The organism is Streptomyces triculaminicus, from assembly GCF_017349075.1.
In the GTDB taxonomy this organism is placed as follows: domain Bacteria; phylum Actinomycetota; class Actinomycetes; order Streptomycetales; family Streptomycetaceae; genus Streptomyces; species Streptomyces triculaminicus.
On sequence record NZ_JAFMOF010000001.1, the window covers coordinates 1,609,544 to 1,630,633 of the forward strand.

Annotated in this window: 22 protein-coding genes; 12 read left to right on the forward strand and 10 right to left on the reverse strand. The window is 71.3% G+C overall.

Features of this window, described 5'->3' with window-relative positions; translation table 11 throughout:
* The first annotated feature begins 11 nt into the window (after positions 1-11).
* From J1792_RS07475 to J1792_RS07490, 4 genes are all read left to right on the forward strand, one after another.
* The gene (locus J1792_RS07475; protein WP_086566008.1) at positions 12-875 is read left to right on the forward strand and encodes a Sco1979 family transcriptional regulator; all 864 of its coding nucleotides are present in this window, start codon (positions 12-14) and stop codon (positions 873-875) included.
* 85 nt (positions 876-960) lie between these two features.
* On the forward strand, positions 961-2,436 hold the full coding sequence (locus J1792_RS07480; RefSeq protein WP_086566000.1) for an aldehyde dehydrogenase family protein: 1,476 nt from the start codon (positions 961-963) through the stop codon (positions 2,434-2,436).
* A gap of 103 nt (positions 2,437-2,539) precedes the next feature.
* Positions 2,540-3,079, forward strand: a complete 540-nt coding sequence (locus J1792_RS07485) for a DinB family protein (RefSeq protein ID WP_086566001.1) — start codon at positions 2,540-2,542, stop codon at positions 3,077-3,079.
* Between the two features lie 153 nt (positions 3,080-3,232).
* The gene (locus J1792_RS07490; protein WP_086566002.1) at positions 3,233-3,823 is read left to right on the forward strand and encodes a PadR family transcriptional regulator; all 591 of its coding nucleotides are present in this window, start codon (positions 3,233-3,235) and stop codon (positions 3,821-3,823) included.
* A gap of 4 nt (positions 3,824-3,827) precedes the next feature.
* Here the strand turns inward: J1792_RS07490 and J1792_RS07495 are convergent, their stop codons facing one another.
* Positions 3,828-4,430, reverse strand: coding sequence for a PadR family transcriptional regulator (locus tag J1792_RS07495; RefSeq protein ID WP_086566003.1), 603 nt, complete (start codon positions 4,428-4,430; stop codon positions 3,828-3,830).
* Between the two features lie 91 nt (positions 4,431-4,521).
* On the opposite strand from J1792_RS07495, the gene J1792_RS07500 reads away from it, so the two are divergent.
* Positions 4,522-5,010, forward strand: coding sequence for a nuclear transport factor 2 family protein (locus J1792_RS07500; RefSeq protein ID WP_207246868.1), 489 nt, complete (start codon positions 4,522-4,524; stop codon positions 5,008-5,010).
* Between the two features lie 15 nt (positions 5,011-5,025).
* Here the strand turns inward: J1792_RS07500 and J1792_RS07505 are convergent, their stop codons facing one another.
* Both J1792_RS07505 and J1792_RS07510 read right to left on the reverse strand, forming a co-directional pair.
* A complete protein-coding gene (locus tag J1792_RS07505; RefSeq protein ID WP_207246869.1) occupies positions 5,026-5,529 on the reverse strand; it encodes a hypothetical protein in 504 nt (167 codons plus the stop codon).
* Between the two features lie 121 nt (positions 5,530-5,650).
* Positions 5,651-6,406 (reverse strand): GbsR/MarR family transcriptional regulator, encoded by a 756-nt coding sequence (locus J1792_RS07510; RefSeq protein WP_207246870.1) that lies wholly within the window; start codon positions 6,404-6,406, stop codon positions 5,651-5,653.
* Positions 6,407-6,629: 223 nt separating this feature from the next.
* On the opposite strand from J1792_RS07510, the gene J1792_RS07515 reads away from it, so the two are divergent.
* On the forward strand, positions 6,630-7,298 hold the full coding sequence (locus J1792_RS07515; protein WP_207246871.1) for a DUF4097 family beta strand repeat-containing protein: 669 nt from the start codon (positions 6,630-6,632) through the stop codon (positions 7,296-7,298).
* 48 nt (positions 7,299-7,346) lie between these two features.
* Positions 7,347-9,623: a S9 family peptidase gene (locus J1792_RS07520; RefSeq protein ID WP_207246872.1), complete on the forward strand. Its 2,277-nt coding sequence runs from the start codon at positions 7,347-7,349 to the stop codon at positions 9,621-9,623.
* Here the strand turns inward: J1792_RS07520 and J1792_RS07525 are convergent.
* From J1792_RS07525 to J1792_RS07535, 3 genes are all read right to left on the reverse strand, one after another.
* On the reverse strand, positions 9,566-10,462 hold the full coding sequence (locus J1792_RS07525) for a hypothetical protein (protein WP_207246873.1): 897 nt from the start codon (positions 10,460-10,462) through the stop codon (positions 9,566-9,568). The two genes, J1792_RS07520 and J1792_RS07525, sit on opposite strands and share 58 nt — an antisense overlap.
* A 234-nt stretch (positions 10,463-10,696) precedes the next feature.
* On the reverse strand, positions 10,697-10,906 hold the full coding sequence (locus J1792_RS07530) for a DUF397 domain-containing protein (protein WP_207246874.1): 210 nt from the start codon (positions 10,904-10,906) through the stop codon (positions 10,697-10,699).
* Positions 10,903-11,718, reverse strand: coding sequence for a helix-turn-helix domain-containing protein (locus tag J1792_RS07535; protein WP_307842916.1), 816 nt, complete (start codon positions 11,716-11,718; stop codon positions 10,903-10,905). Before J1792_RS07535 ends, J1792_RS07530 begins: the two co-directional genes overlap by 4 nt.
* 128 nt (positions 11,719-11,846) lie before the next feature.
* On the opposite strand from J1792_RS07535, the gene J1792_RS07540 reads away from it, so the two are divergent.
* Positions 11,847-12,272, forward strand: a complete 426-nt coding sequence (locus J1792_RS07540) for an ATP-binding protein (RefSeq protein WP_086575396.1) — start codon at positions 11,847-11,849, stop codon at positions 12,270-12,272.
* A gap of 4 nt (positions 12,273-12,276) precedes the next feature.
* Here the strand turns inward: J1792_RS07540 and J1792_RS07545 are convergent, their stop codons facing one another.
* Both J1792_RS07545 and J1792_RS07550 read right to left on the reverse strand, forming a co-directional pair.
* Complete coding sequence (locus J1792_RS07545) at positions 12,277-12,924, reverse strand: Uma2 family endonuclease (protein WP_242645470.1); 648 nt, start codon at positions 12,922-12,924, stop codon at positions 12,277-12,279.
* A 90-nt stretch (positions 12,925-13,014) separates the two neighbouring features.
* A complete protein-coding gene (locus J1792_RS07550) occupies positions 13,015-13,956 on the reverse strand; it encodes an NADP-dependent oxidoreductase (RefSeq protein ID WP_207246875.1) in 942 nt (313 codons plus the stop codon).
* 122 nt (positions 13,957-14,078) lie between these two features.
* Between J1792_RS07550 and J1792_RS07555 the strand changes: the two genes are divergently transcribed.
* Positions 14,079-15,050, forward strand: coding sequence for a GlxA family transcriptional regulator (locus tag J1792_RS07555; RefSeq protein WP_207247107.1), 972 nt, complete (start codon positions 14,079-14,081; stop codon positions 15,048-15,050).
* A gap of 64 nt (positions 15,051-15,114) precedes the next feature.
* On the opposite strand, the gene J1792_RS07560 is transcribed toward J1792_RS07555, so the two are convergent.
* Positions 15,115-15,483, reverse strand: coding sequence for a YbjQ family protein (locus J1792_RS07560; RefSeq protein WP_086567616.1), 369 nt, complete (start codon positions 15,481-15,483; stop codon positions 15,115-15,117).
* 204 nt (positions 15,484-15,687) lie between these two features.
* Between J1792_RS07560 and J1792_RS07565 the strand changes: the two genes are divergently transcribed.
* Together J1792_RS07565 and J1792_RS07570 are read left to right on the forward strand one after the other, a co-directional pair.
* Positions 15,688-16,884, forward strand: a complete 1,197-nt coding sequence (locus tag J1792_RS07565; RefSeq protein WP_207247108.1) for a DedA family protein — start codon at positions 15,688-15,690, stop codon at positions 16,882-16,884.
* A gap of 218 nt (positions 16,885-17,102) precedes the next feature.
* Positions 17,103-18,803, forward strand: a complete 1,701-nt coding sequence (locus J1792_RS07570; protein WP_207246876.1) for a threonine/serine exporter family protein — start codon at positions 17,103-17,105, stop codon at positions 18,801-18,803.
* Between the two features lie 68 nt (positions 18,804-18,871).
* On the opposite strand, the gene J1792_RS07575 is transcribed toward J1792_RS07570, so the two are convergent.
* Positions 18,872-19,369 carry an inorganic diphosphatase gene (locus J1792_RS07575; protein WP_071962293.1) on the reverse strand — a complete coding sequence of 166 codons (498 nt, stop codon included), beginning with the start codon at positions 19,367-19,369 and terminating at the stop codon, positions 18,872-18,874.
* 83 nt (positions 19,370-19,452) lie between these two features.
* Here J1792_RS07575 and dacB point away from each other — a divergent pair, with 83 nt between their 5' ends.
* Positions 19,453-20,916 carry a D-alanyl-D-alanine carboxypeptidase/D-alanyl-D-alanine endopeptidase gene (gene dacB / locus J1792_RS07580; protein ID WP_307842918.1) on the forward strand — a complete coding sequence of 488 codons (1,464 nt, stop codon included), beginning with the start codon at positions 19,453-19,455 and terminating at the stop codon, positions 20,914-20,916.
* Positions 20,917-21,090: the final 174 nt, after the last annotated feature.

Consider the following 21,090-nt stretch of genomic DNA (forward strand, 5'->3'; position numbering starts at 1 on the left):
AGGTCGCCATGATGGCCACGAGCGAGTCGAGCGGTTCCGTGGTGCGGCGCATACTCCTGGGCTCCCAGCTCAGGCGGCTGCGGGAGTCACGGGGCATCACGCGCGAGGCAGCCGGGTACTCGATCCGTGCGTCGGAGTCGAAGATCAGCCGTATGGAGTTGGGCCGGGTGAGCTTCAAGGCACGGGACGTCGAGGATCTGCTCACGCTCTACGGAGTCACCGACGGCGCCGAGCGCGATCCGCTGCTGGGGCTGGCCCGGGAGGCCAACGTCGCCGGCTGGTGGCACAGCTACGGCGACGTCCTGCCCAGCTGGTTCCAGACCTATGTGGGTCTGGAGGGCGCCGCGTCGCACATCTCGATCTACGAGGTCCAGTTCGTGCACGGCCTGCTGCAGACCGAGGGCTATGCCCACGCCGTCGTGGTGCGCGGCCAGCCCGGGGCCGACGCCGCCGAGGTCGAGCGGCGCGTCTCGCTGCGCATGGAGCGCCAGAAGCTGCTCTTCTCCGAGCGGGCGCCGCGCTTTCACGCCGTTCTGGACGAGGCCGCACTGCACCGTCCGTACGGTGGCGAAACGGTCATGCGCAACCAGCTTCAGCACCTCATCGACATCTCCGAGCAGCCGAACGTGACGCTGCAGGTGATGCCCTTCGCCCATGGCGGACACGCGGGTGAGAGCGGCGCCTTCACGATGCTGCGCTTCCCCGAGTCGGACCTCTCCGACGTCGTGTACCTCGAGCAGCTGACCAGCGCGCTCTACCTGGACAAGCGCGAGGACGTGGCCCAGTACGAGCGGGTCATGGACCGGCTGCACGCCGACAGTCTTTCCCCGGCGGACAGCCGCGAGCTGATCGGACGCCTACTTCAACTCCGCTGACTCATCAGTACGATGACGTCACATCGGGAGTACGCAATCGTTACGGGCGTCACGAGCGCCCCGCTATTCGCAGACAGGATGGCGCATGTCCGACGGCACTTACGATTCGATTTTCACCGACCTCGCCTACCAGTACATCGACGGGGAATGGCGAGCCGGCAGTGGCTCCTGGGACATCGTGGACTTCAATCCCTACGACGGGGAGAAGCTCGCGTCGATCACCGTGGCCACGGTCACCGAGATCGACCAGGCCTACCGCGCCGCCGAGCGTGCCCAGCCGGGCTGGGCGGCCACCAATCCGTACACCCGCCGGCTCGTCTTCGAACGGGCGCTGCGCGTCATCGACGACCATGAGGCGGAGCTGACCGCCGCCATCACGGCGGAGTGCGGCGGCACGGCGGTCAAGGCGGCGTTCGAGCTGCACCTGGCCCGGGAGTTCTTACGGGAGGCCATTCACCTGGCCCTGCGCGCGGAGGGGCGGATTCTGCCGTCCCCGGACGACACCAAGGAGAACCGTCTCTACCGGGTGCCGGTCGGGGTCGTCGGGGTCATCAGCCCGTTCAACTTCCCGTTCCTGTTGTCGATCAAGTCCGTGGCGCCCGCGCTCGCGCTGGGCAACGCCGTCGTCCTCAAGCCGCACCAGAACACCCCGGTGTGCGGCGGCGGCCTGGTGGCCCGGCTCTTCGCGGACGCCGGTCTTCCGGCGGGCGTGCTGAACGTCGTCGTCACCGACATAGCGGAGATAGGCGACGCGCTCATAGAGCACCCCGTCCCCAAGGTCATCTCCTTCACCGGCTCCGACAAGGTCGGCCGCCATGTGGCCACCGTCGCCGCCTCGCACTTCAAGCGCACGATCCTCGAACTCGGCGGCAACAGCGCGCTGATCGTCCTCGACGACGCCGACGTCGACTACGCCGTGGACGCCGCGGTCTTCAGCCGGTTCATCCACCAGGGGCAGGTCTGCATGGCCGCCAACCGGGTGCTGGTCGACCGCTCGGTGGAGCGGGAGTTCACGGAGAAGTTCGTCGCCAAGGTGCGCACCCTGAAGGTCGGCGACCCGGGCGACCCGGCTACGCACATCGGCCCGCTCATCAACGCGGGCCAGGCGGAGGCGATCACCACACTGGTGGAGCAGACGGTCGCGGACGGCGCCACCGCCCTCCTGCGCGGCCGTACGGAGGGCACGCTGGTCGGTCCGTCGGTGCTGACGGGACTGGCGCAGGACGCGCCGATCCTGGGCCAGGAGATCTTCGGCCCGGTCGCGCTGATCATCCCCTTCGACGGCGAGGAGGAGGCGATCCGCCTCGCGAACGCGACGCCGTACGGCCTGAGCGGCGCCGTCCACACGGGTGACGTGGAGCGGGGCGTACGGCTGGCCAAGCGCGTCGAGTCGGGAATGGTGCACGTCAACGACGCCACGGTGCACGACGAGGCGATCGTGCCGTTCGGGGGCGAGAAGCACTCGGGCGTGGGGCGGCTGAACGGCGACTCGATGGTGGAGGCGTTCACGACCACGAAGTGGATCTCGATACAGCATGGAAGGAGCAGATTCCCCTTCTGACGATCAATATAGGTCGGGATCTGGCCTACATGGCTCCTACTGTGAACTCGTCGAACAGGAACACAGGAACGCAGGAACAGACGAGAAAGACGGTGGAAGCCCCATGCCTACTCATGTGGTCGAGAAGAACGTCGCCGACGAGCGCGGCACGCTGCTGGACTTCCTCGACGCCCAGCGCGGCGGCATTCGCAGGTCCGTCCTCGGACTGACCGACGAGCAGGCCGACGCCGCGCCGAGCGCCAGCGAGCTCTCGCTCCGGGCGCTCCTGAAGCACGCCGTCGAGGGCGAGCGCGGCTGGGTCGAGCGGGCACGCGGCCTGGCGCCCGAGGACTTCGAGGAGTCCATGGCGCAGTGGCAGGCCAGCTGGCGCCCCACGGAGGAGGAGACCGTCGCCGAGCTCCTCGCCCGCTGGGACGCGGTCGCCGCGGACACCGAGCGCTTCGTCCTGTCGGTGAACCTCGAGGACACGTTCGCGCTGCCCGACGCGCCGTGGTTCCCGCAGGGCGCCGGCGTCTCCGTGCGCTGGCTGCTGCTCCACCTCATCGAGGAGATCGCCCGTCACGCCGGCCACGCGGACATCGTCCGCGAGTCGCTGGACGGGAAGACGGCGTTCGAGCTGCTCGCGGAGCAGCAGGCGGGCTGAGCGGCCGCTCGGGCTCGGGCCGGGCGGGGCGCCGGGCCCGTACGCGCCCCGTCTACGCTGGGCCGTAACGGCACGTGGTCGCACCGGCACTCACGCCGACCGGCCCCGACGCCGTCCCACGGCCCAGGCGGCACAGAGAGACTGAGGCGAGAGATGTCAGCCATTCGGCTGCTCGTGCTGGGCGCCGTCCGCCGGCGCGGGCGCGCCCACGGCTACCAGGTCCGCAGCGACCTGGAGTTCTGGGGCGCCCACGAGTGGTCCAACGCCAAGCCCGGGTCGATCTACCACGCGCTGAAGGCCATGGCGGGCCAGGACCTCCTCTTCGCCCACGACGTCGCGCCCAGCGAGGCCGGCGGCCCGCCGCGTACGGAGTACGAGCTGACGGAGGCGGGCGACCGCGAGTACCTCCGCCTGCTGCGCGAGGCGCTCACCTCGGCGGACCAGAGGACCGACGTCCTGACGGCGGGCGTGGGCTTCATCGTCGACCTGCCGCGCGCCGAGGCCGTCGCACTCCTCAAGCGGCGGCTCGCCGCGCTCGAGGAGTGGCGCGAGGACATCCGCGCCCGCTGGACCCCGGCCGAGGGCGAGGACTGGGGCCACATCGGCGAGGTCATGGGGATGTGGGTCCAGATGGCCGACAGCGGCGCGGAGTGGACGCGGGGGCTGATCGGGCGCCTCGAGGGCGGGGCGTACGTGATGGCGGGCGAGGGCGACCAGTGGGAGGCCGGCGGCCCGCTGGTCTAGGGGCTCAGCGCGTCGCCGGGCGGACCGAGGCGTCGTCGCGTACGCCCGTTCCGGCCGTCTGCCGTTCGCGCAGGACGGCCGCTGTGCGCAGGCACCAGTCCCGGTTGCCCTGCTCGAAGTCCAGGCCGCGCAGGCAGGTGAGGTACGGGCCGATCCGCTCGCCGTGGCGCAGGAACTCCTCCTCGTCCGCGTCGCCGCGCATCCGCCGCAGGATCTCACCGAAAAGCCTGATCTTGGCGTCGGCCGCGGCCGCGCGCTCCTCCAGCTGTTCGATCACCGGCCCGGTGCCGGTGCGGTCGGCGGCCTGGACCTTGACGAGCAGGTCGTCACGGATGAACGAGGGCTTCGACGCGGCCGCCGCGAAACGTTCCAGCTCGGCGAGGCCGGCGTCGGTGGTCCGGAAGAGGCGCTTGTTGGGCCGGGTCTCCTGCACCACCTGCCGTCCTGTGACCAGGCCTTCCCGCTCCAGCTTGGTCAGTTCGGCGTAGAGCTGCTGAGGGAGCGCGTGCCAGAAGTTGGCGACGCCGACGTCGAACGCCTTGGCCAGCTGGTAGCCGCTGTACTCGCCGTCCAGCAGCGCCGCCAGCACCGCGTGCCGCAAGGCCATGCGAGACCACCCCTTCCCTTTTCCTCGTCCGCCGGGGCAGCATACCTACTCAAGAATCTGAGTAGTCCTCTTCTTGAGTATCGGAGGGTTCATGTCCACGGAGACCACCGCCACCGCCACTGCCGCTGCTGCCGCCGCCACCGCCACGCGCTTCCGCGCCGCCGTCGAGGCGCGCGATCTCGCCGCGATGAACGACCTGTTCACCGAGGACATCCGCTTCTACAGCCCCGTGAAGTTCACGCCCTTCGAGGGCCGTCCCATGGTGCTGGGCCTCCTCAACGTCCTCCTGCGCACCTTCGAGGACTTCCGCTACGTCGGACGCTTCGACGGCACCGCCGAGACCAGCACCGACGGCGCCGAGACCCCCTCGGAGATCCTCCTCTTCCGCGCCGGCGTGGGCGGCAAGGAGATCCACGGCATCGACCTGCTGCAGTTCGACGAAGCGGGCCGGGTCAAGGAGTTCACCGTGATGGTCCGGCCCCAGTCCGCGGTACGGGCCCTGGGCGAGGCGGTGTTCGCCGGCCTGGTCGCCGACGGCCTCGTCCCGGAGCCGGACGGCCGCCCGGCGGAGGGCCGCTAGTCCGGCGGAGGGCCGCTAGATCACCGTGTCCGCGTCGCGGTTGTCCTGGCTGAGCGTGATGCGCTGGGTCCGGTTGACGATCACGCCCTCGCCGCCCGAGTAGTTCATGGTCGCGCGGAACGTGAACGACCACGTGTCGTGGCCGACGGGGTCGATGCGGATGTGGACGGTGCCGCCGCTCAGATCGGGCAGGGGGCTGGCCGCGCGGACGACCAGGCCGATCTCCGGCGAGTCCTCGCCCTCGTCCCACTGCCCCAGGTCGCCGCTCTGCTCGGCGACGACCGCGTGGTTGCGGTCCCGGACCGTGATGGTCACCCGGGTGTCGCCGTCCTTGTCCTCGTCCTCGGTGTGGAAGCGGATCGAGGCGGACTGAAGGGTCGACACCGCCTTGGGAGCGGCGGCCACGGGCGCCGGGGCGGGGGCGGCGAGGAGGAGGGGGAGCGCTGCCGCCGCCACGGCGAGGGCCGGCTTCCGGAACGCGGGTCGCCGCGGGGTGTGCCGCGGGGTGTGCCTGCTCATCACTCGGCCTTCCTGCCGGGGGAGCGTGCGTTACGAAGCCAATCCTCTTGTCGGGTGCAAACGAGTGCAATCACCCACAGGGGCGAGCGGTGGCCCGAGCTCGCTCGGGCCCGGGGGCCGTCTATCCGTGATCCGAAGGCGGCGTGGCAGGGCTGTCCGGGGTCGTTTCGGGTTTCGTGTAGAGGAGGTCGCGGGCCTGCTCCGCGGCACGGGTGATGCTCTCGGAGACGAAGTCGACGAAGCGGGCGATGTTCTCGAGGCGTTGGGCGGCCGGGGTGTCGGGGCCGAGGACGCTGACGCCCTGCCGTGCCGCTTCGGCGAAGTACGTGGTGCCGCGGGCGCTGGCGATCATGGACTGGTACCAGACGTCGTCGTCGACGACGTAGCGCTCGCGGCGGCGTTCGTCGCGTTCCCGGCGCACGAGGCCCTGGCTTTCGAGGAACGCGATCGCCTTGGAGATGGACGCCGGGCTGACCTGGAGGCGCTGGACGAGTTCGGACGCGGTGAGGCTGCCCGCGTCGGTGGTGTAGAGGCAGGTCAGCACCCGGGCCATCATCTTGGGCGTGCCCGTTCCGATGAGGACGGTGGTGAGCACCTCCTCGTACTCGCGTACGGCCTCGGGGTCGCGTCCGTGGGCCTGCGCGGGCGCCTGCGACTCACGGGGCGTGGCCTGCCTGCGCCGGGTGGCGCGGCGTTCGGTGGCGCGGTGGGCCAGGTCGGCGCGGTAGGCGGTGGGGCCGCCGTTGCGCATCACCTCACGCGTGACCGTGGAGGTGGGGCGGTCGAGACGCCTGGCGATCTCCGCGTAGGCGAGGCCGTCGGCCATGCCCAGCGCGATCTGCTGGCGTTCCTGCTGGGTGAGCCTGCCTCCCGGCATCGCGATCTCCTTCGTGGGTCCTAGGTGCCTCCGAGCATAGCCTTCACTTCCAATTCATTGCAACGAACGGAGGGCTGTCATTGCGTTAAATTCAGGACCGTTGCAACGATATTGCGGCCGTGACCTGCGGTGATGCTGATTATTTGCAACGAGTGTGTTGCCAGGTCTCGAAACGCAACGTAGCTTTTCCCTCGTCAGAAACGACGAGCCGAAGGAAGACATCATGCAGAAGTTCGCCACCGCCGCCCCGATCGCCGCCGTCCTCGACATCCCCGCGGGCCGCATCCAGTTCATCGCCGCCGACCGGGTCGACGCCACGGTCGAGGTCCGGCCCGCGGACGCCTCGAAGGGCCGCGACGTGAAGGCGGCGGAGCGGATCGAGGTCGCGTACGCCGACGGCGTCCTGCGGATCGAGGCCCTGGAGGCGAAGAACCGGCTCCTGGGCAACCCCGGTTCCGTCGAGGTCACCGTCCAGCTGCCCGCCGGCTCCCGCGTCGAGGCGAAGGCGGCCAGCGCCGAACTCCGGGGCGTGGGGCGGCTCGGCGACGTCGCCTTCGAGGCCGCGCACGGCACGGTCAAGCTCGACGAGGCCGAGGGCACCCACCTCGCCCTCCAGGCCGGCGACATCGCCGTCGGCCGCCTGCGCGGCGACGCGCAGATCAGCACCCAGAAGGGCGACCTCCACATCGCCGAAGCGACGTACGGCACGGTCACGCTGCGCACCGAGCACGGCGAGATCTCGGTCGGCGCCGCCCGCGGAGTCTCCGCCTCCCTGGACGCCGGCACCGCCTACGGCCGCATCCACAACACGCTCAAGAACACCGGCGGCACCGCCGACGTGACCATCCACGCGACCACGTCCTACGGCAACATCACCGCCCGCAGCCTCTGACAAGTACTCTTCGCGCCAAAACCGAAAACGATCATGGGGGAAGAAAGAATGAGCACCACTGAGGACTACCAGGCCGCCGAGCAACTTTTCCGCCGCCCCGCCCGCCCCGGCGAGCTCGTCGTCGGCGACAAGGTCAGGCCGCAGTGGATCGACGGAGGCGCCCGCTTCTGGTACGCGGTGAGCAATGGCACCGGCAGGCGGTTCGTCCTGGTCGACCCGGCGGCGGGCACCCGCGAACCGGCCTTCGACCACGCCCGGCTCGCCGCCGCGCTGACCGCCGCCTCCGGGCAGCAGACCGACCCCGAGGCCCTGCCGTTCATAGCCATCGAACCAGCGGGTAACGCCGTGGAGTTCGCCGCGTTCGGCGAGTACTGGCGCTGCCGCCTCGACGACTACACCTGCGAGCGGGCCGAGTTCACGCCTCCGGGCAGCCCGCTGGAGGTGTCCTCCCCCGACAAGAAGGTCGCGGTGTCCCGACGGGGGCACGACCTGTGGGCGCGGTCGCTGTCCGACGGCCGCGAGTGGGCGCTGACCACCGACGGCGAGCCGGACTACCAGTACGGCCCCGGCCCGGACTGCACGAGCAACGGCACCCTGCTGCGCAAGATCGGCCTGCCGTACCTGCCGCCCGCGGTGGCCTGGTCGCCCGACTCGACGAAGGTTCTGGCGCACCGGACCGACGAGCGCGACGTCCGGCAGACCCACCTCGTGGAGGCCCGGCCCGCCGACGGCGGCGCGCCCCTCCTGCACACCCAGCGGTACGCCTACGCCGGGGACGAGAACATGCCGCTGGCCGAGCTGGTCGTACTGGACGTCGCCGAGGGCACCGTGGTCCGCGCACAGGCCGAGCCGCTGCTCATGCCGATGATGTCGCCGATCACGAGCAAGTGGGCGTGGTGGGCCCCGGACGGCTCGGCCGTGTACTACCTCGCCCGGCCCCGCGACCTGCGCACGCTCACCCTGCACCGACTGGACCCGGCCACCGGCGAGGTCACCACCGTGCTCACCGAGACCGGCGCCACCCGCGTCGAGCCCAACCAGGGGATGTACGAGCCGCCGATCGTGCGGGTGCTGGCCGACGAGGTGCTCTGGTACTCGCAGCGGGACGGCTGGGGTCACCTGTACCGGTACGACCTGCGCACCGGCGAACTGCTCGGGCAGGTCACCTCCGGGCAGTGGGCGGTCCGGCAGATCCTGCGCGTCGACGAGGCCGAGCGGGTCGTGTACTTCACCGCCTCCGGGCTGGTCGAAGAGGACCCGTACCGGCGCACGGTGTGCCGGGTCGGCCTGGACGGCACCGGCTTCGCCAAGGTCACCGACGACGAGCTGGACCACGTCGTCACCATGCCGGACGGCCAGGAGTACTTCATCGACTCCGCGTCCACCGCCGACACCCCGCCGGTGACCCGCGTCCGTGACTGGGACGGGCGGGTGCTGGCCGAGCTGGAGCGCGCCGACATCGGCAAGCTCACCGCCACCGGCTGGACGGCGCCGGAACGCTTCCGCGTCAAGGCGGCCGACGGCGTGACGGACATCTACGGCGTGCTGTACCGGCCGCACGGGTTCGACCCCGCCGAGCGCTACCCGGTGGTGGACAACGTCTACCCCGGCCCGCAGGTCGCCCGGGTCGCCCCGTGCTTCGACCCCGGCGGGATGGGCCTCGACGCGGAGCCCCTCGCCGCGCTGGGCTTCGTGGTGATCGCGCTGGACGGGCGTGGCACCCCGGGGCGGAGCAAGTCCTTCCACGACGCCTCCTACGGCCACCTGGCCGACGCGGGCTGCCTGGCCGACCACGTCGCGGCGCTGCGACAGCTGGCCCGGACCCGGCCGTGGATGGACCTGGACCGGGTGGGCTCGTTCGGCCACTCCGGAGGCGGTTTCGCCGCGGCGCGGGCGATGCTCGACTTCCCCGAGGTCTACAAGGCCGGAGTCGCCCTCTCCGGCTCCCACGACGCCCGCCACTTCAACCTGGGCTTCGTGGAGACCTACGACGGCGCGGACAACCCCGAGGCCTGGGCCCGCACCTCCAACGTCGACCTCGCCGACCGCCTGGCGGGCAAGCTGCTGCTCGTCCACGGCGAAATGGACGACCAGGTCCACCCGCACCACACGCTGCGGCTGGCCGACCGGCTCTTCGCCGCCGACAAGGACTTCGAGCTCCTCATCGTCCCGGGCGCCGAGCACACCTTCATCGACTGCCTGTCCTACGTCCGCAAGCGCTGCTGGGACTTCCTGGTCCGCGAGCTGATGGGCACCCGGCCGCCCGCCTACCGGCCCGCCCCTATCGCCCTCGGCCCCGAGCTGCTCGGCGAACTGTTCGCCTGAGCAGCCCGTTTGGGGCGGGCGAGGAAGCGGGCTCGCCCGGCTTGATGGGCGGCTCTCGCCGCCGCCGCTGCGGCTCGGGTGGGGACGGGTGAGGGCTCGGGCAGCTCGGGCGGCTCGGTCGGGGCGCCGTGGCAGGGGTGGCAGAGGCCGTCGGGGAGAGCTTCCGGGCGGCCTGGGGTGCCGCAGCCGGCGCATTCCGAGAGGGTGGGTGGGGTGGGTTCCTGAGCGGGGGGCAGCTCCGGTGGGCACTTCGTGAGCAGGCGACTGCGCGTGAAGGCGGCCGGGGCGTGGATGTCGCCCGGAAGATTCGCCGTGAGTGCTCGGACGAGTTGGGAGCGAGTGATGCCGCGCGCCAGCCATTCCGCGGCCAGCGGTTCCAGGTCCGCGCACTCCGCAGCGGACAGGGGGAGACGGGGGTCCGTCCGGCCGACGACGGCCAGGGCCTCGTAGGCCTCTGAGCGGCGCGGTTCCTCCTCCGCCGCTTGCGGCTCTCCTCCGGCCGTGTCGCCCTTCAGGAAGCGCTTCCACCACGCTTCGCTGCGCGGCGTGCGCGAGAAGTACGAGCGCCACACCCACTGGGTGCGGCCTTCGCCGACGGTCTCGCGCTTGCGGAAGACATGCCCGGCGGCGGTGAGCGCGGTGAGGGCTGTACGGATTGCTTGCTGGCCGTACGCCGCCAGCTCCTTGGCCAGGGTCTTCACGTCGATCGCGGCGCCGTCGGGCAGTCGATCGATGTGCGCCGCGATGTGCGCTTCGCGCTCGGGCAGATGAGCGAAGGTCTGCCGATCGCGGGCTGCCTGGTCCGGTGCGGAACGTTTTCCGTAGCCGGGTGCGGCCATTGGGGGAGTGTGGGGGCGTGCGGCGACGATAGTGTTGGCGATAGCCACAGGATCGGTCCGTTCGATCTTGGTGGTCAGACCCCCGTATCGGTGTTGGCGCACCGGCGGGGGTTGTTTCTTGCCGCGCACGCTACAGGGCGAGTGCGCACTGTCGCGACTCGGTTGCGCAAAGTCATCTGCGTGTGCTTACGCGGGGTTGGGAGGGTGGGTGGGTTCAACCCCACCTCCCATTCCCTAAAGAGGATGCTCGAGGCTCGACGCCCGAAGCTCGGCTATGAAGCGGCCCCATGTTTGCGGGGGGATCGTCAGCCGGGGGCCGCGTTCCCGAAGCTCGAGCTTCGAGTCTCGGACGTGAATGACATCGGGGAGGGTGGCGACCTCTATGCAGTTGCCGCCCACGTTGTCGCTGTAGCTGGACTTGAGCCATGCCAGCTTGTTGCTCATAGCGTTTCCAATGCCCTTCTGATGAACTGTTCCGACTCCTCCGCGCTGAGCGCCTGCATGCGGATCATCCCGTAGCGCTTGGTCAGGGTGCTGACGGTAGGTGCGTCGGAATACAGCACGTGGGTGTTCTGGCCTTCCACGTAGCCATAGTGGCTGTGTTGCTCGGTCTCCAGTAGCAGCAAGGGGCCGTTCAAGTGGGAGGGTGCGTACCGATCGGCGGGAAGCACCTGGATCGACACGTTGCGCAGAGTGCCCACGTCGAGCATGTGGCTCAGCTGGTCTTTCATGACCGCTGCGCCGCCAGTGCTGGTGCGCAACGCGGCCTCGTAGACCACGAAGCTGAACAGTGCGGCTGGCTTGCGCGTCAGTTTTTCCTGGCGCCGTAGGCGGGCTGTCACGCGGTCTTCGAGTGTGTCGTCATCGATGGGCGGCCAATGGCTGGCCATCAGGGCTTTTGCGTACTCTTCGGTCTGCAACAGGCCCGGGACAAAGAGGGTTTCGTAGGAGTAGATCGCGATTGCCTCGGCCTCGACTTCCATGTACTCCCGGACGTGACCGGGCTGTCGTTCCGGCTGCAGATAGTCGGTCGCCGCGACCAACTTGCCCCGCGCCCCGCACATCTCGTCCGCGACCTCGAGCAGCCGAACGGTCGGCCTCCGCCGCCCCTGCTCCATCGACTTGACCGTCTCGTACTCGTACCCGGCCTCCTTGGCCAGCTCCTCGCGGCTGACGCCGGCCTGCGTGCGCCAGAGCTTGAGCTGGTTGCCGCAGTACCGCCATGCCATCGGCGGCTGAGAGCTCTCGTTTGTCACCGTGCGGTCCCCTCCGGTGCCCTGCCGGGTACGACAAGGGTCGTACCCACCTCGCTACTCCCGATGGTGCTCCTCCGCCAGCCACGGTTTCAGCCTGAACGCCGAAACTCACCGCTCCGAGGACATCGATGAGAGCAGCACGACCTCGCACCCCGCTGAAGTTCGTCGGCTGGTGCTTCCCCTGTCATCCCCGCAGCGTCGGGCGAGCGCGCAGGCTGTTGCGGGAGGAGGCGCGGGACTGGCCGGTCGGGAAGGAGACGGCCGACGTGGCCGCGTTGCTGCTGAGCGAGCTCATGGCCAACGCGTGCAGACACGGCCGGACGACGCCCGAGCGGGAGATCCGGGCGCTGTGCACCGTCGACGGCGAGAAGCTGCGGATCGAGGTGTCGGACGCCGGGCGCGGCGTCCCCCGCGTGCGGCAGGCGAGGGACGACGAGGAGGCGGGCCGGGGGCTCGCGCTCGTCGCCGCCCTCGCCGACGTGTGGAACGTCAGCCTGCGCCCACACGGCACCGGCAAGACGGTGTGGTGCGAGCTGAGGCTCCGCCAGGAGTGAGGTCTCAGACCTCGATCAGGCTGCGCAGGTCGATCTCGATGGGGAAGGGGGCGTCCGTCTTGAACGTGCCCACATGCGTGGGGCGGTCGGGGCTGGGGACGTAGAAGCCCGCCTCCTGGTGGCGCCAGCACTCGTGCACTTCGGGGACGTTCCCCTCGCCCCGCTCGACACGCCAGTAATAGTCGATCCCTGCCTGGGCATACATGCCCGGCTTGAGGAAACGGTCTTCGGTGCGCGAGCCGGGAGAGACGACCTCGATGGCGAGGACGACCTTCTCGACGGGAATGCACTCCACCTTTCCGACGTCGAGGCCGCGCTTGTCGAAGACCACGATGTCAGGCCTGGGGACGTTGTTGTCGTTGAAGATGACCGATTGCTCGGTGGTGATCACGAATGCCTCGGGCTTGACGCTCCGCAGCCGGTAATACAGCTCGTCCCGCACCAGGTTGTGCCACCACTTGGCCGCCCCACGTACCACGATCTTCCCGCCCAGTAGCTCCCAGTCGAATGGCAGGATCAGCTCCCTCACCTGATCCCATGTCCAGCCGCCGTCCGCCGGTGGATACATCCAGTTGTCGCGCGTGGCGGGTTCGTCCCGCGCGGCACGCTCCGGCTGTTCGTGCCAGGCTTCTGCGGCCATTGCTGCTCCCATGGACCAGATGGTGTGAAGGCTCGTGGGCACATGTCCCGGTTACGACGTTAGCGCCACCCGCCCGGGTGAGGATGGATCGTTACTCCTCGATCAGGAGGCCACCGTCAGAACGATCTTCCCCGTCGTCCGCCCCCGCTCCCCCAGCTCGTGGGCCTTGGCGGCCTCCTCCAGGGGGAACACTGCGTCCACCTCGACGCGCAGCTGACCGCTCTCCACGAGCGCGGCGATCTCGCGCAGGCCCGTGCGGTCGGGTTCGACGAGGACGAACGTGGCCCGTACGCCCGCAGCGCGGGCGGCCTCGGCCGGGAAGGTGTCGTCCGGGGGGACGATCGTGACGAGGGTGCCGCCGGGGCGCAGGGTGCGCAGGGAGCGGTGGACGTAGTCGCCGCCGATGGTGTCGAGGACGACGTCGACGTCGTGGACGACCTCGGCGAAGTCCTGCTGGCTGTAGTCGACGAGCTCGTCGGCGCCCAGGTCGCGGAGGAAGGCGTGCTTGGGCTCGCGGGCCGTGCCGATGACGTACGCGCCGCGGGCCTTGGCGATCTGTACGGCCAGGTGGCCGACGCCGCCGGCGGCGGCGTGGACGAGGACGCGCCGGCCGGGGCGGATGTCGGCGGTGTCGACGAGGGCCTGCCAGGCGGTGAGGGCGGCGAGGGGGAGGGCCGCGCTGCCGACGTGGCCGAGGCCGGCGGGCTGGTGGGCGAAGTGGCGGGCGGGGGCGGTGACGTAGTCGGCGTAGGCGCCGGCGGCGTGGGGGAAGCGGGGCATGCCGTAGACCTCGTCGCCGGGGGCGAAGAGGGTGACGCCGGCGCCGACGGCCTCCACGACGCCCGCCACGTCCCACCCCAGGGTGAACGGCGTGGCCGCTCCGGAGACGAGGACGCCACGGTCGCGGCTCTTCCAGTCGACGGGGTTGACGCCGGCGGCGTGGACGCGGACGAGGATCTCGGTCGGGCCGGGCTCGGGGCGGTCGGTCTCGACGAGCTCGAGGACGTCGGGGCCGCCGGGGGCGTTCTGGCTGATGGCGCGCATGTTTCGCTTCCTTCGGAGGGGGTGTGGCTCAAGATTCCCCGGGCCCGCCGCCGCCGAGTAGTGGCCCGATGGCCAACGTCTGAAAGAATCGGGCCATGAATCAGGCCGTGCGGAATCAGGCCATGCACCGCGTCGGAGTCCTCGCGCTGGACGGTGTCGTCCCCTTCGAGCTGGGCATTCCCGCCCGGATCTTCGGTGCCGCCGTCTCGGCGGCCGGGGAGCCGCTCTATTCGGTGACGACCTGCAGCGTCGACGGCCGGCCCGTGCGCACGGACGCGGACTACGAGCTGGTGGTCGGCCACGACGCGTCCGCGCTGGCGGACGTCGACACCGTGGTGATCCCGCCGTCGCACGCCCTGGGGGAGATCCAGGAGACCGGGCTGCTGCCGGAAGACCTGCGGGCCGCGCTGGCCGCCGTGCGGCCGGGGACGCGCATGGTGGGGATCTGCACCGGGTCGTACGTACTGGCGGCGGCGGGGCTGCTCGACCGGCGGCCCGCGACCACGCACTGGAAGGAGGCGGAGCAGCTGCGGCGGATGTTCACCGCCGTCCGGGTGGATGCCGGGGTGCTGTTCGTCGACGACGGGGACGTGCTGACGTCCGCCGGTGTGGCCGCCGGGGTGGACCTGTGCCTGCACATCGTGCGGCGCGACCACGGCAGCGAGGTCGCCAACGCGGTGGCGCGCATGTGCGTGGTGCCGCCATGGCGTGACGGCGGGCAGGCGCAGTTCGTCCGGCAGCCGGTGCCCGAGCCGGACGGCAGCGGCACCGCGCCCACGCGCGCGTGGGCGCTGGAGCGGCTGGAGGAGCCCCTGACGCTGGCCGATCTGGCCGCGCACGCGCGGGTCAGCGTGCGGACGTTCACCCGGCGCTTCCGCGCCGAGACGGGCGACAGCCCGGGGCAGTGGCTGCTGCGGCAGCGCGTCGAGCGGGCGCGGCGTCTGCTGGAGACCACCGACTGGCCGGTGGACCTGGTGGCGCACCGCGCGGGCTTCGGTACGGGCGCGTCGCTGCGGCAGCATCTGCACACCGCCATCGGGGTGTCCCCCCTGACGTACCGGAGGACGTTCCGGGCCATGCGGGACGCCGCCTGACGGGCGCCTGACGCCGCCCGACGGCGGCGCCCGGGCTCATGCCGGCGGGGTCACGTCAGCGGGGTCATGCCAGCGGCGTGATCACCACGGCCGTGCCGTACGCGCAGACCTCCGTGCCGACGTCGGCGGCCTCGGTGACGTCGAAGCGGAACATGAGGACGGCGTTGGCGCCGCGCGCGCGGGCCTGCTCGACCAGGCGCTCCATGGCCTGGTTGCGGGTCTGGACGAGGGTCTTGGTCAGGCCCTTGAGCTCGCCGCCGATGAGGGACTTCAGGCCGGCGCCGATCTGACTGCCGACGTGGCGGGAGCGGACGGTCAGGCCGAACACCTCTCCGATGACCCGGTCGACCCGGTAGCCGGGCACGTCATTGGTCGTGACGACCAACACATCGGACTTCTCGTGCTGGCCGCCGCCGTACTCGTCGATGCCCATCGGGCCCACCTCCGTCTGTCTGTGCAGTTTTGCCGTTCGTTGTCCGTGACGCACCCTGGAGGCGTGGGGTTGCGCCGATCGGGTGGAACCGAGACGGGCCCGGTGGCGTTGATAACTTTGGGCCGCACACCACACTCCCCGCCTGTGCCCGGACCTCGCACGAGCCTGTGCCCTCCATTCAGGAGCCTGTCACCCGTGACTCCCATGACCACCCTCGCGCTCGGCCCCCAGTGGCTCGACGCGAACTATCTGATCGAGCAATTCGGTCTGATCGGCGTCCTGGCCATCGTCTTCGCGGAGTCCGGCCTTCTGATCGGGTTCTTCCTCCCGGGTGACTCGCTGCTGTTCACCACGGGCCTGCTGGTCACCACCAACCAGATCGACAAGCCGCTGTGGATGGTGTGCACGCTGGTGGGTGCCGCGGCGATCCTCGGCGACCAGGCCGGCTATCTCTTCGGCCGCAAGGTCGGCCCCTCGCTCTTCAAGCGGCCGGACTCCCGCCTCTTCAAGCAGGAGAACGTCGAGAAGGCCCACGAGTTCTTCGAGAAGTACGGCCCGAAGTCACTGGTCCTGGCCCGCTTCGTGCCGGTGATCCGGACCTTCACGCCGATCATCGCCGGCGTGAGCCGGATGAACTACCGCTCGTTCCTCATCTTCAACATCATCGGCGGCCTCCTGTGGGGCGTCGGCGTGACGCTGCTCGGTGCGTCGCTGGGCAAGATCGACTTCGTTCACCAGCACATCGAGATGATGCTGGTCGCGATCGTGCTGATCTCGGTGGTGCCGATCGCCATCGAGTTCCTGCGCGCCCGGTCCAAGGCGAAGAAGGCCGCGGCCCAGGCGCCGGCGACCCCGGCGGCGCCGGCCCCGATGGCCGGCGGTTACGGCGCCGACCAGGGCGGCTTCGGCGGCCCCCAGCGCGGCTACGGCGCCGACCAGGGTGGCTTCGGCGGCAACCAGGGCGGCTACGGCGGTGGCGACGGGGGCTACGGCGGCGGTCAGGACAGCGTCTACGGCGGCCAGGGCAACGGCGGCGGCTACTACGGCGGCGCCGGTGCCGGTTACGGCGGCCAGGGTGGCCACGGCGCTGGCTACGGCAACCAGGGCGGCTACGGCAACGGTGGCGGTCAGGGCGGCTACGGCAACGGTGGCAACGGCGGCGGCCACGGCCAGGGTGGCTACGGCGGCGGCCACGGCGGTGGCTACGGCAACCAGGGCGGCTACGGCAATGGTGGCTACAACCCCGGCAACGGCGGCCACAACCCCGGCAACGGGGGCTACAACCCCAACGGTGGCGGCTACAACCCCGACAACGGCGGTTACAGCCCCGACGACGACGGCGGCTACAACCCCGACGACCAGCAGCCGCCCGGCCCGCGCGGCCGGCACGCCCGGCGCTGAGCCCCGGGCCGGCTCCCGGCTTCCGGCTCCGGCTCCCACGGCCCGCCCCCAGGGCCCACTACGGCCCACCACGGCCCCCGGAACCCACCACGGCAGTCTCCGCGGCACCCCGCTGAGGCTGCCGTTCCGTATATCCGGGCCCCCGATGCGCGCCCGTACGGCCCATCAGGCATGGTGGCACTGAGCAGGACGGTGCACGAGGGCCTGACGAGGAGCGTGTGGTGGCGGATCGGCAGCGGGGAGGCGGCGGTTCGGGCCCGGGGGGCCCGGCGGACGGCCGGGCGGGTGATCCGGCCGAGGACCGCAAGCCGCAGTCCGACGAGGCGCGCAGCGCCTTCACCCCGCCGCTGGGGGTGCCGCTGCCGCCCGTACCGGAGGACGAGCACCCCACGTCGGAGTTCGCGCTGCCCGAGGGCGTCGCGCCCGAGCCGGAGACCGAGCCCGAGGGGTCGGCCTTCACCTGGCCCGGCGCCGGCCCGGCCGCCTCCTTCCCCGCCTTCACCCCGCCCCACGGCATACCCAAGGTCAGCCTCATCAAGGAGGAGGCGCCCTGGCAGGACCGCATGCGCACCATGCTGCGCATGCCGCTCGCCGAGCGCCCGATGCCCGACCGCCCGCCGCGCCAGGAGGAGGAAGCAGGCCCGGCCGTGCCGCGCGTGCTCGACCTGACGCTGCGCATCGGCGAGCTGCTGCTCGCCGGCGGCGAGGGGGCCGAGGACGTGGAGACGGCGATGCTCGGCGTCGCGCACGCCTACGGGCTCGGGCGCTGCGAGCCCACCGTCACCTTCACCCTGCTGACCGTCAGCTACCAGGCCTCGCTCGTCGACGACCCGGTCACCGCCCACCGCACGGTCCGCCGGCGCGGCACCGACTACACCCGGCTCAACGCCGTCTACCGCCTCATCCACGACATCACCTCCAACGGCCTGACCTTGGAGGAGGCGTACGGCCGGCTGGCCGAGATGCGCCGCAACCGCCACCCCTACCCCGGCTGGGCGCTGACGCTGGCCTCCGGGCTGCTGGCGGGCGCGGCGAGCATGCTGGTGGGTGGCGGGCCGGTGGTGTTCCTCGCGGCGGCGGTCGGCGCGATGCTCGGCGACCGGCTGGCGTGGCTGGCGGCGGGGCGCGGGCTGCCGGAGTTCTACCAGTTCGTCGCCGCCGCGCTGCCGCCGGCGGCGATGGGCGTGGCGCTGAGCGCCAGCCGCCCGGACATCCAGGCCTCCGCCGTGATCACCGGTGGTCTCTTCGCCCTGATTCCCGGGCGGGCCCTGGTCGCGGGCGTACAGGACGGCCTGACCGGCTTCTACATCACCGCGGCCGCCCGGCTGCTGGAGGTCGGCTACCTCATCGTGGGCATTGTCTGCGGTGTGCTCGTCGTGCTCTACGGGGGCGTGCACATCGGCGGCGGCACGCTCAACCCCGAGGCGGCGCTGCAGCACAAGGAGCGGCCCGTCATCCAGATCGTCGCGGCGATGCTGCTGGCCTTCGCCTTCGCGGTGCTGCTTCAGCAGGAACGTCACACCGTGTGGGTCACCACGCTCAACGGCGGGGTCGCCTGGGTGATCTACGCGGCGCTCGCCGACACCATGCGGGCCGACCCGGTGCCCGCCACGGCCGTGGCCGCAGGCCTCGTGGGCCTCTTCGGGCAGCTGCTGGCGCGCTACCGGCACGCCTCGGCGCTGCCGTACATCACGGCGGCGATCGGGCCGCTGCTGCCCGGTAGCGCGGTGTACTTCGCGCTGCTGAACTTCGCGAAGAACGAGCTCAACACCGGCATCTCCAGCCTCACCAAGGCGGCGGCCCTGGCGCTGGCGATCGCCATCGGAGTGAATCTCGGCTCCGAGATGGCCCGGCTGTTCCTCAAGGTGCCCGGCGAGGGCGCCGGGCGCCGGGCGGCGAAGCGGACGCGCGGCTTCTAGTCACGTAGGACGGGGAAGCCGCGCGTCGCGGGTGCTTCAGGCTCGGTGGCGCGAGCCCTTCAGGCTGCTCAGTGGTGCGAGCCGCCGGCGGCCTCGAGGCGCTTGTAGGAGGCCTCGATCTCGGCCTCGGCCTCGGCGCGGCCGACCCAGTCGGCGCCCTCGACGGACTTGCCCGGCTCCAGGTCCTTGTAGACCTCGAAGAAGTGCTGGATCTCCAGGCGGTCGAACTCCGACACGTGGTGGATGTCGCGCAGGTGCTCCACGCGGGGGTCGTTCGCCGGGACGCACAGCAGCTTGTCGTCGCCGCCGGCCTCGTCCGTCATGCGGAACATGCCGATGGCGCGGCACTTGATGAGGCAGCCGGGGAAGGTCGGCTCGTCCAGAATGACCATCGCGTCCAGCGGGTCGCCGTCCTCGCCGAGGGTGTTCTCGACGAAGCCGTAGTCGGCCGGGTAGGAGGTCGAGGTGAAGAGTCGGCGGTCCAGACGGATGCGACCGGTCTCGTGGTCCACCTCGTACTTGTTCCGCGAACCCTTCGGGATCTCGATGGTGACGTCGAACTCCACGGGTGGCTCCTTCATGATCAACACATACGTCTGGTGATTAAGTGTCCCCCACGTAGGTGTGTGGTGGCGAAAGGGGCTGGTCCGTGGAGCCTGGAGCCGGATGGTGGCAGGTCAGACAGTGGCGGGACGCCCCCCTGGCGCAGCGCCGGACCATGGGGTTCGCCGCCGCGTCAGCCGTGGCCGGAATCGTGATCGCGACCGGTGCGGTGGCGGCCTCCGGCCCCTGGGACGGAGGCCAGCGTAAGGCCGAACGGGTCCGGGCCGCCGCCGCGGTACGTCCGGGGGGTGACGCCCCGCGTGGCGCCGCGCGCGCCGCCGGGCCGGTCACGGCGCCTCCCGTGCTCGGCGCGCTCCGCACCCGGGGCGCGGCAGCCTCCCGGGAGAGCCTGGCCGGAGCGCTGGAACCGCTGCTGGGCGACTCCGCGCTGGGCACCGACCACGCCGCGTCCGTCGTCGACGCCGCCACCGGGGAGCAGCTCTACGGGTCCGGCGAGGGCACCGCGTACACCCCGGCCTCGACGATCAAGATCGCCACGGCCGCCGCCGCGCTCGCCGCGCTGGGGCCCGAGCACCGCATCGAGACCACCGTGGTCGCCGGTTCGGACGGCATCGTGCTGGTGGGCGGGGGCGACCCCACGCTCACCGCCGCGCCCTCCGGCAAGGGCGGCGGGCCGCGCTTCGCCTCGCTCTCCGACCTCGCGGACGCCACGGCCCGCTCCCTCAAGGCCCGCGGGACCGCCCGCACCCGGCTCGCCTACGACGCCTCGCGCTACTCCGGCCCCGCCCTGCACCCCATCGGCCTCAACGTGAACATCGCCCCCGTCAGTGCGCTGATGGTCGACGAGGGCCGCCTCGACGACTCCTTCCGCGGACCCGCCGACCGCACGGCCGAGCCGGCCGCGGACGCGGCGCGGAAGTTCGCGGACCTGCTGCGCGAGCGGGGCGTGGAGGTCGAGGGCGACGTGTCGGAGACCCGGGCCGACGCCAAGGCGGCCCGCGTCGCCGCCGTCGCGTCGGCACCGCTGGCCGATCTGGTCGAGCGGGCGCTGACCTACAGCGACAACGACATCGCCGAAGCGCTCGCCCGCCAGACCGCCCTCGCCTCCGGCCGTCCGGCCGACTTCGAGGGCGCGGCCAAGGCCGTCACGGACCGGCTGGCAGGTCTGGGGCTGCCCATGGAGGGCGTACGGATCGCCGACGGCAGCGGCCTCGACCGCGCCGACCAGGTCTCCGCCGGCTTCCTGGCCCGCCTCCTGGCCCGCTCCGCGGACCCGCGCACCCCACGCCTGCGACCCGTCCTCACCGGCCTGCCGGTGGCGGGTTTCAGCGGCACCCTCCGCGACCGCTACCCCCGCGAGAACGCCGGCCGCGCCACCGTACGCGCCAAGACCGGCACCCTCACCGGTGTCAACACCCTCGCCGGCACGGCGGTGACCCCCTCGGGCCGCCTCCTGACCTTCGGCTTCATGGCCTCGGGCACGACCGACGGCGACGCGGCGCAGAGGGCCCTCGACCGCCTGGCGGCGGTGGTGGCCACGGCCGGGTGAGGGCGGGGCGCAGCCCCGGGATTCTTTCCGCCGCAACGGTGTTCAGCTCACCGCAAGGGGCCCGGCGGTGCCGAACCGGCCGTCCAGGTGCGGCCCGGTGGGCCGGTTTGTGCCCACCCTCCCCCAGCTACCGCTGGGAGGTGCCCCCAGCCCTGCGGAACGACTGCCCACAAA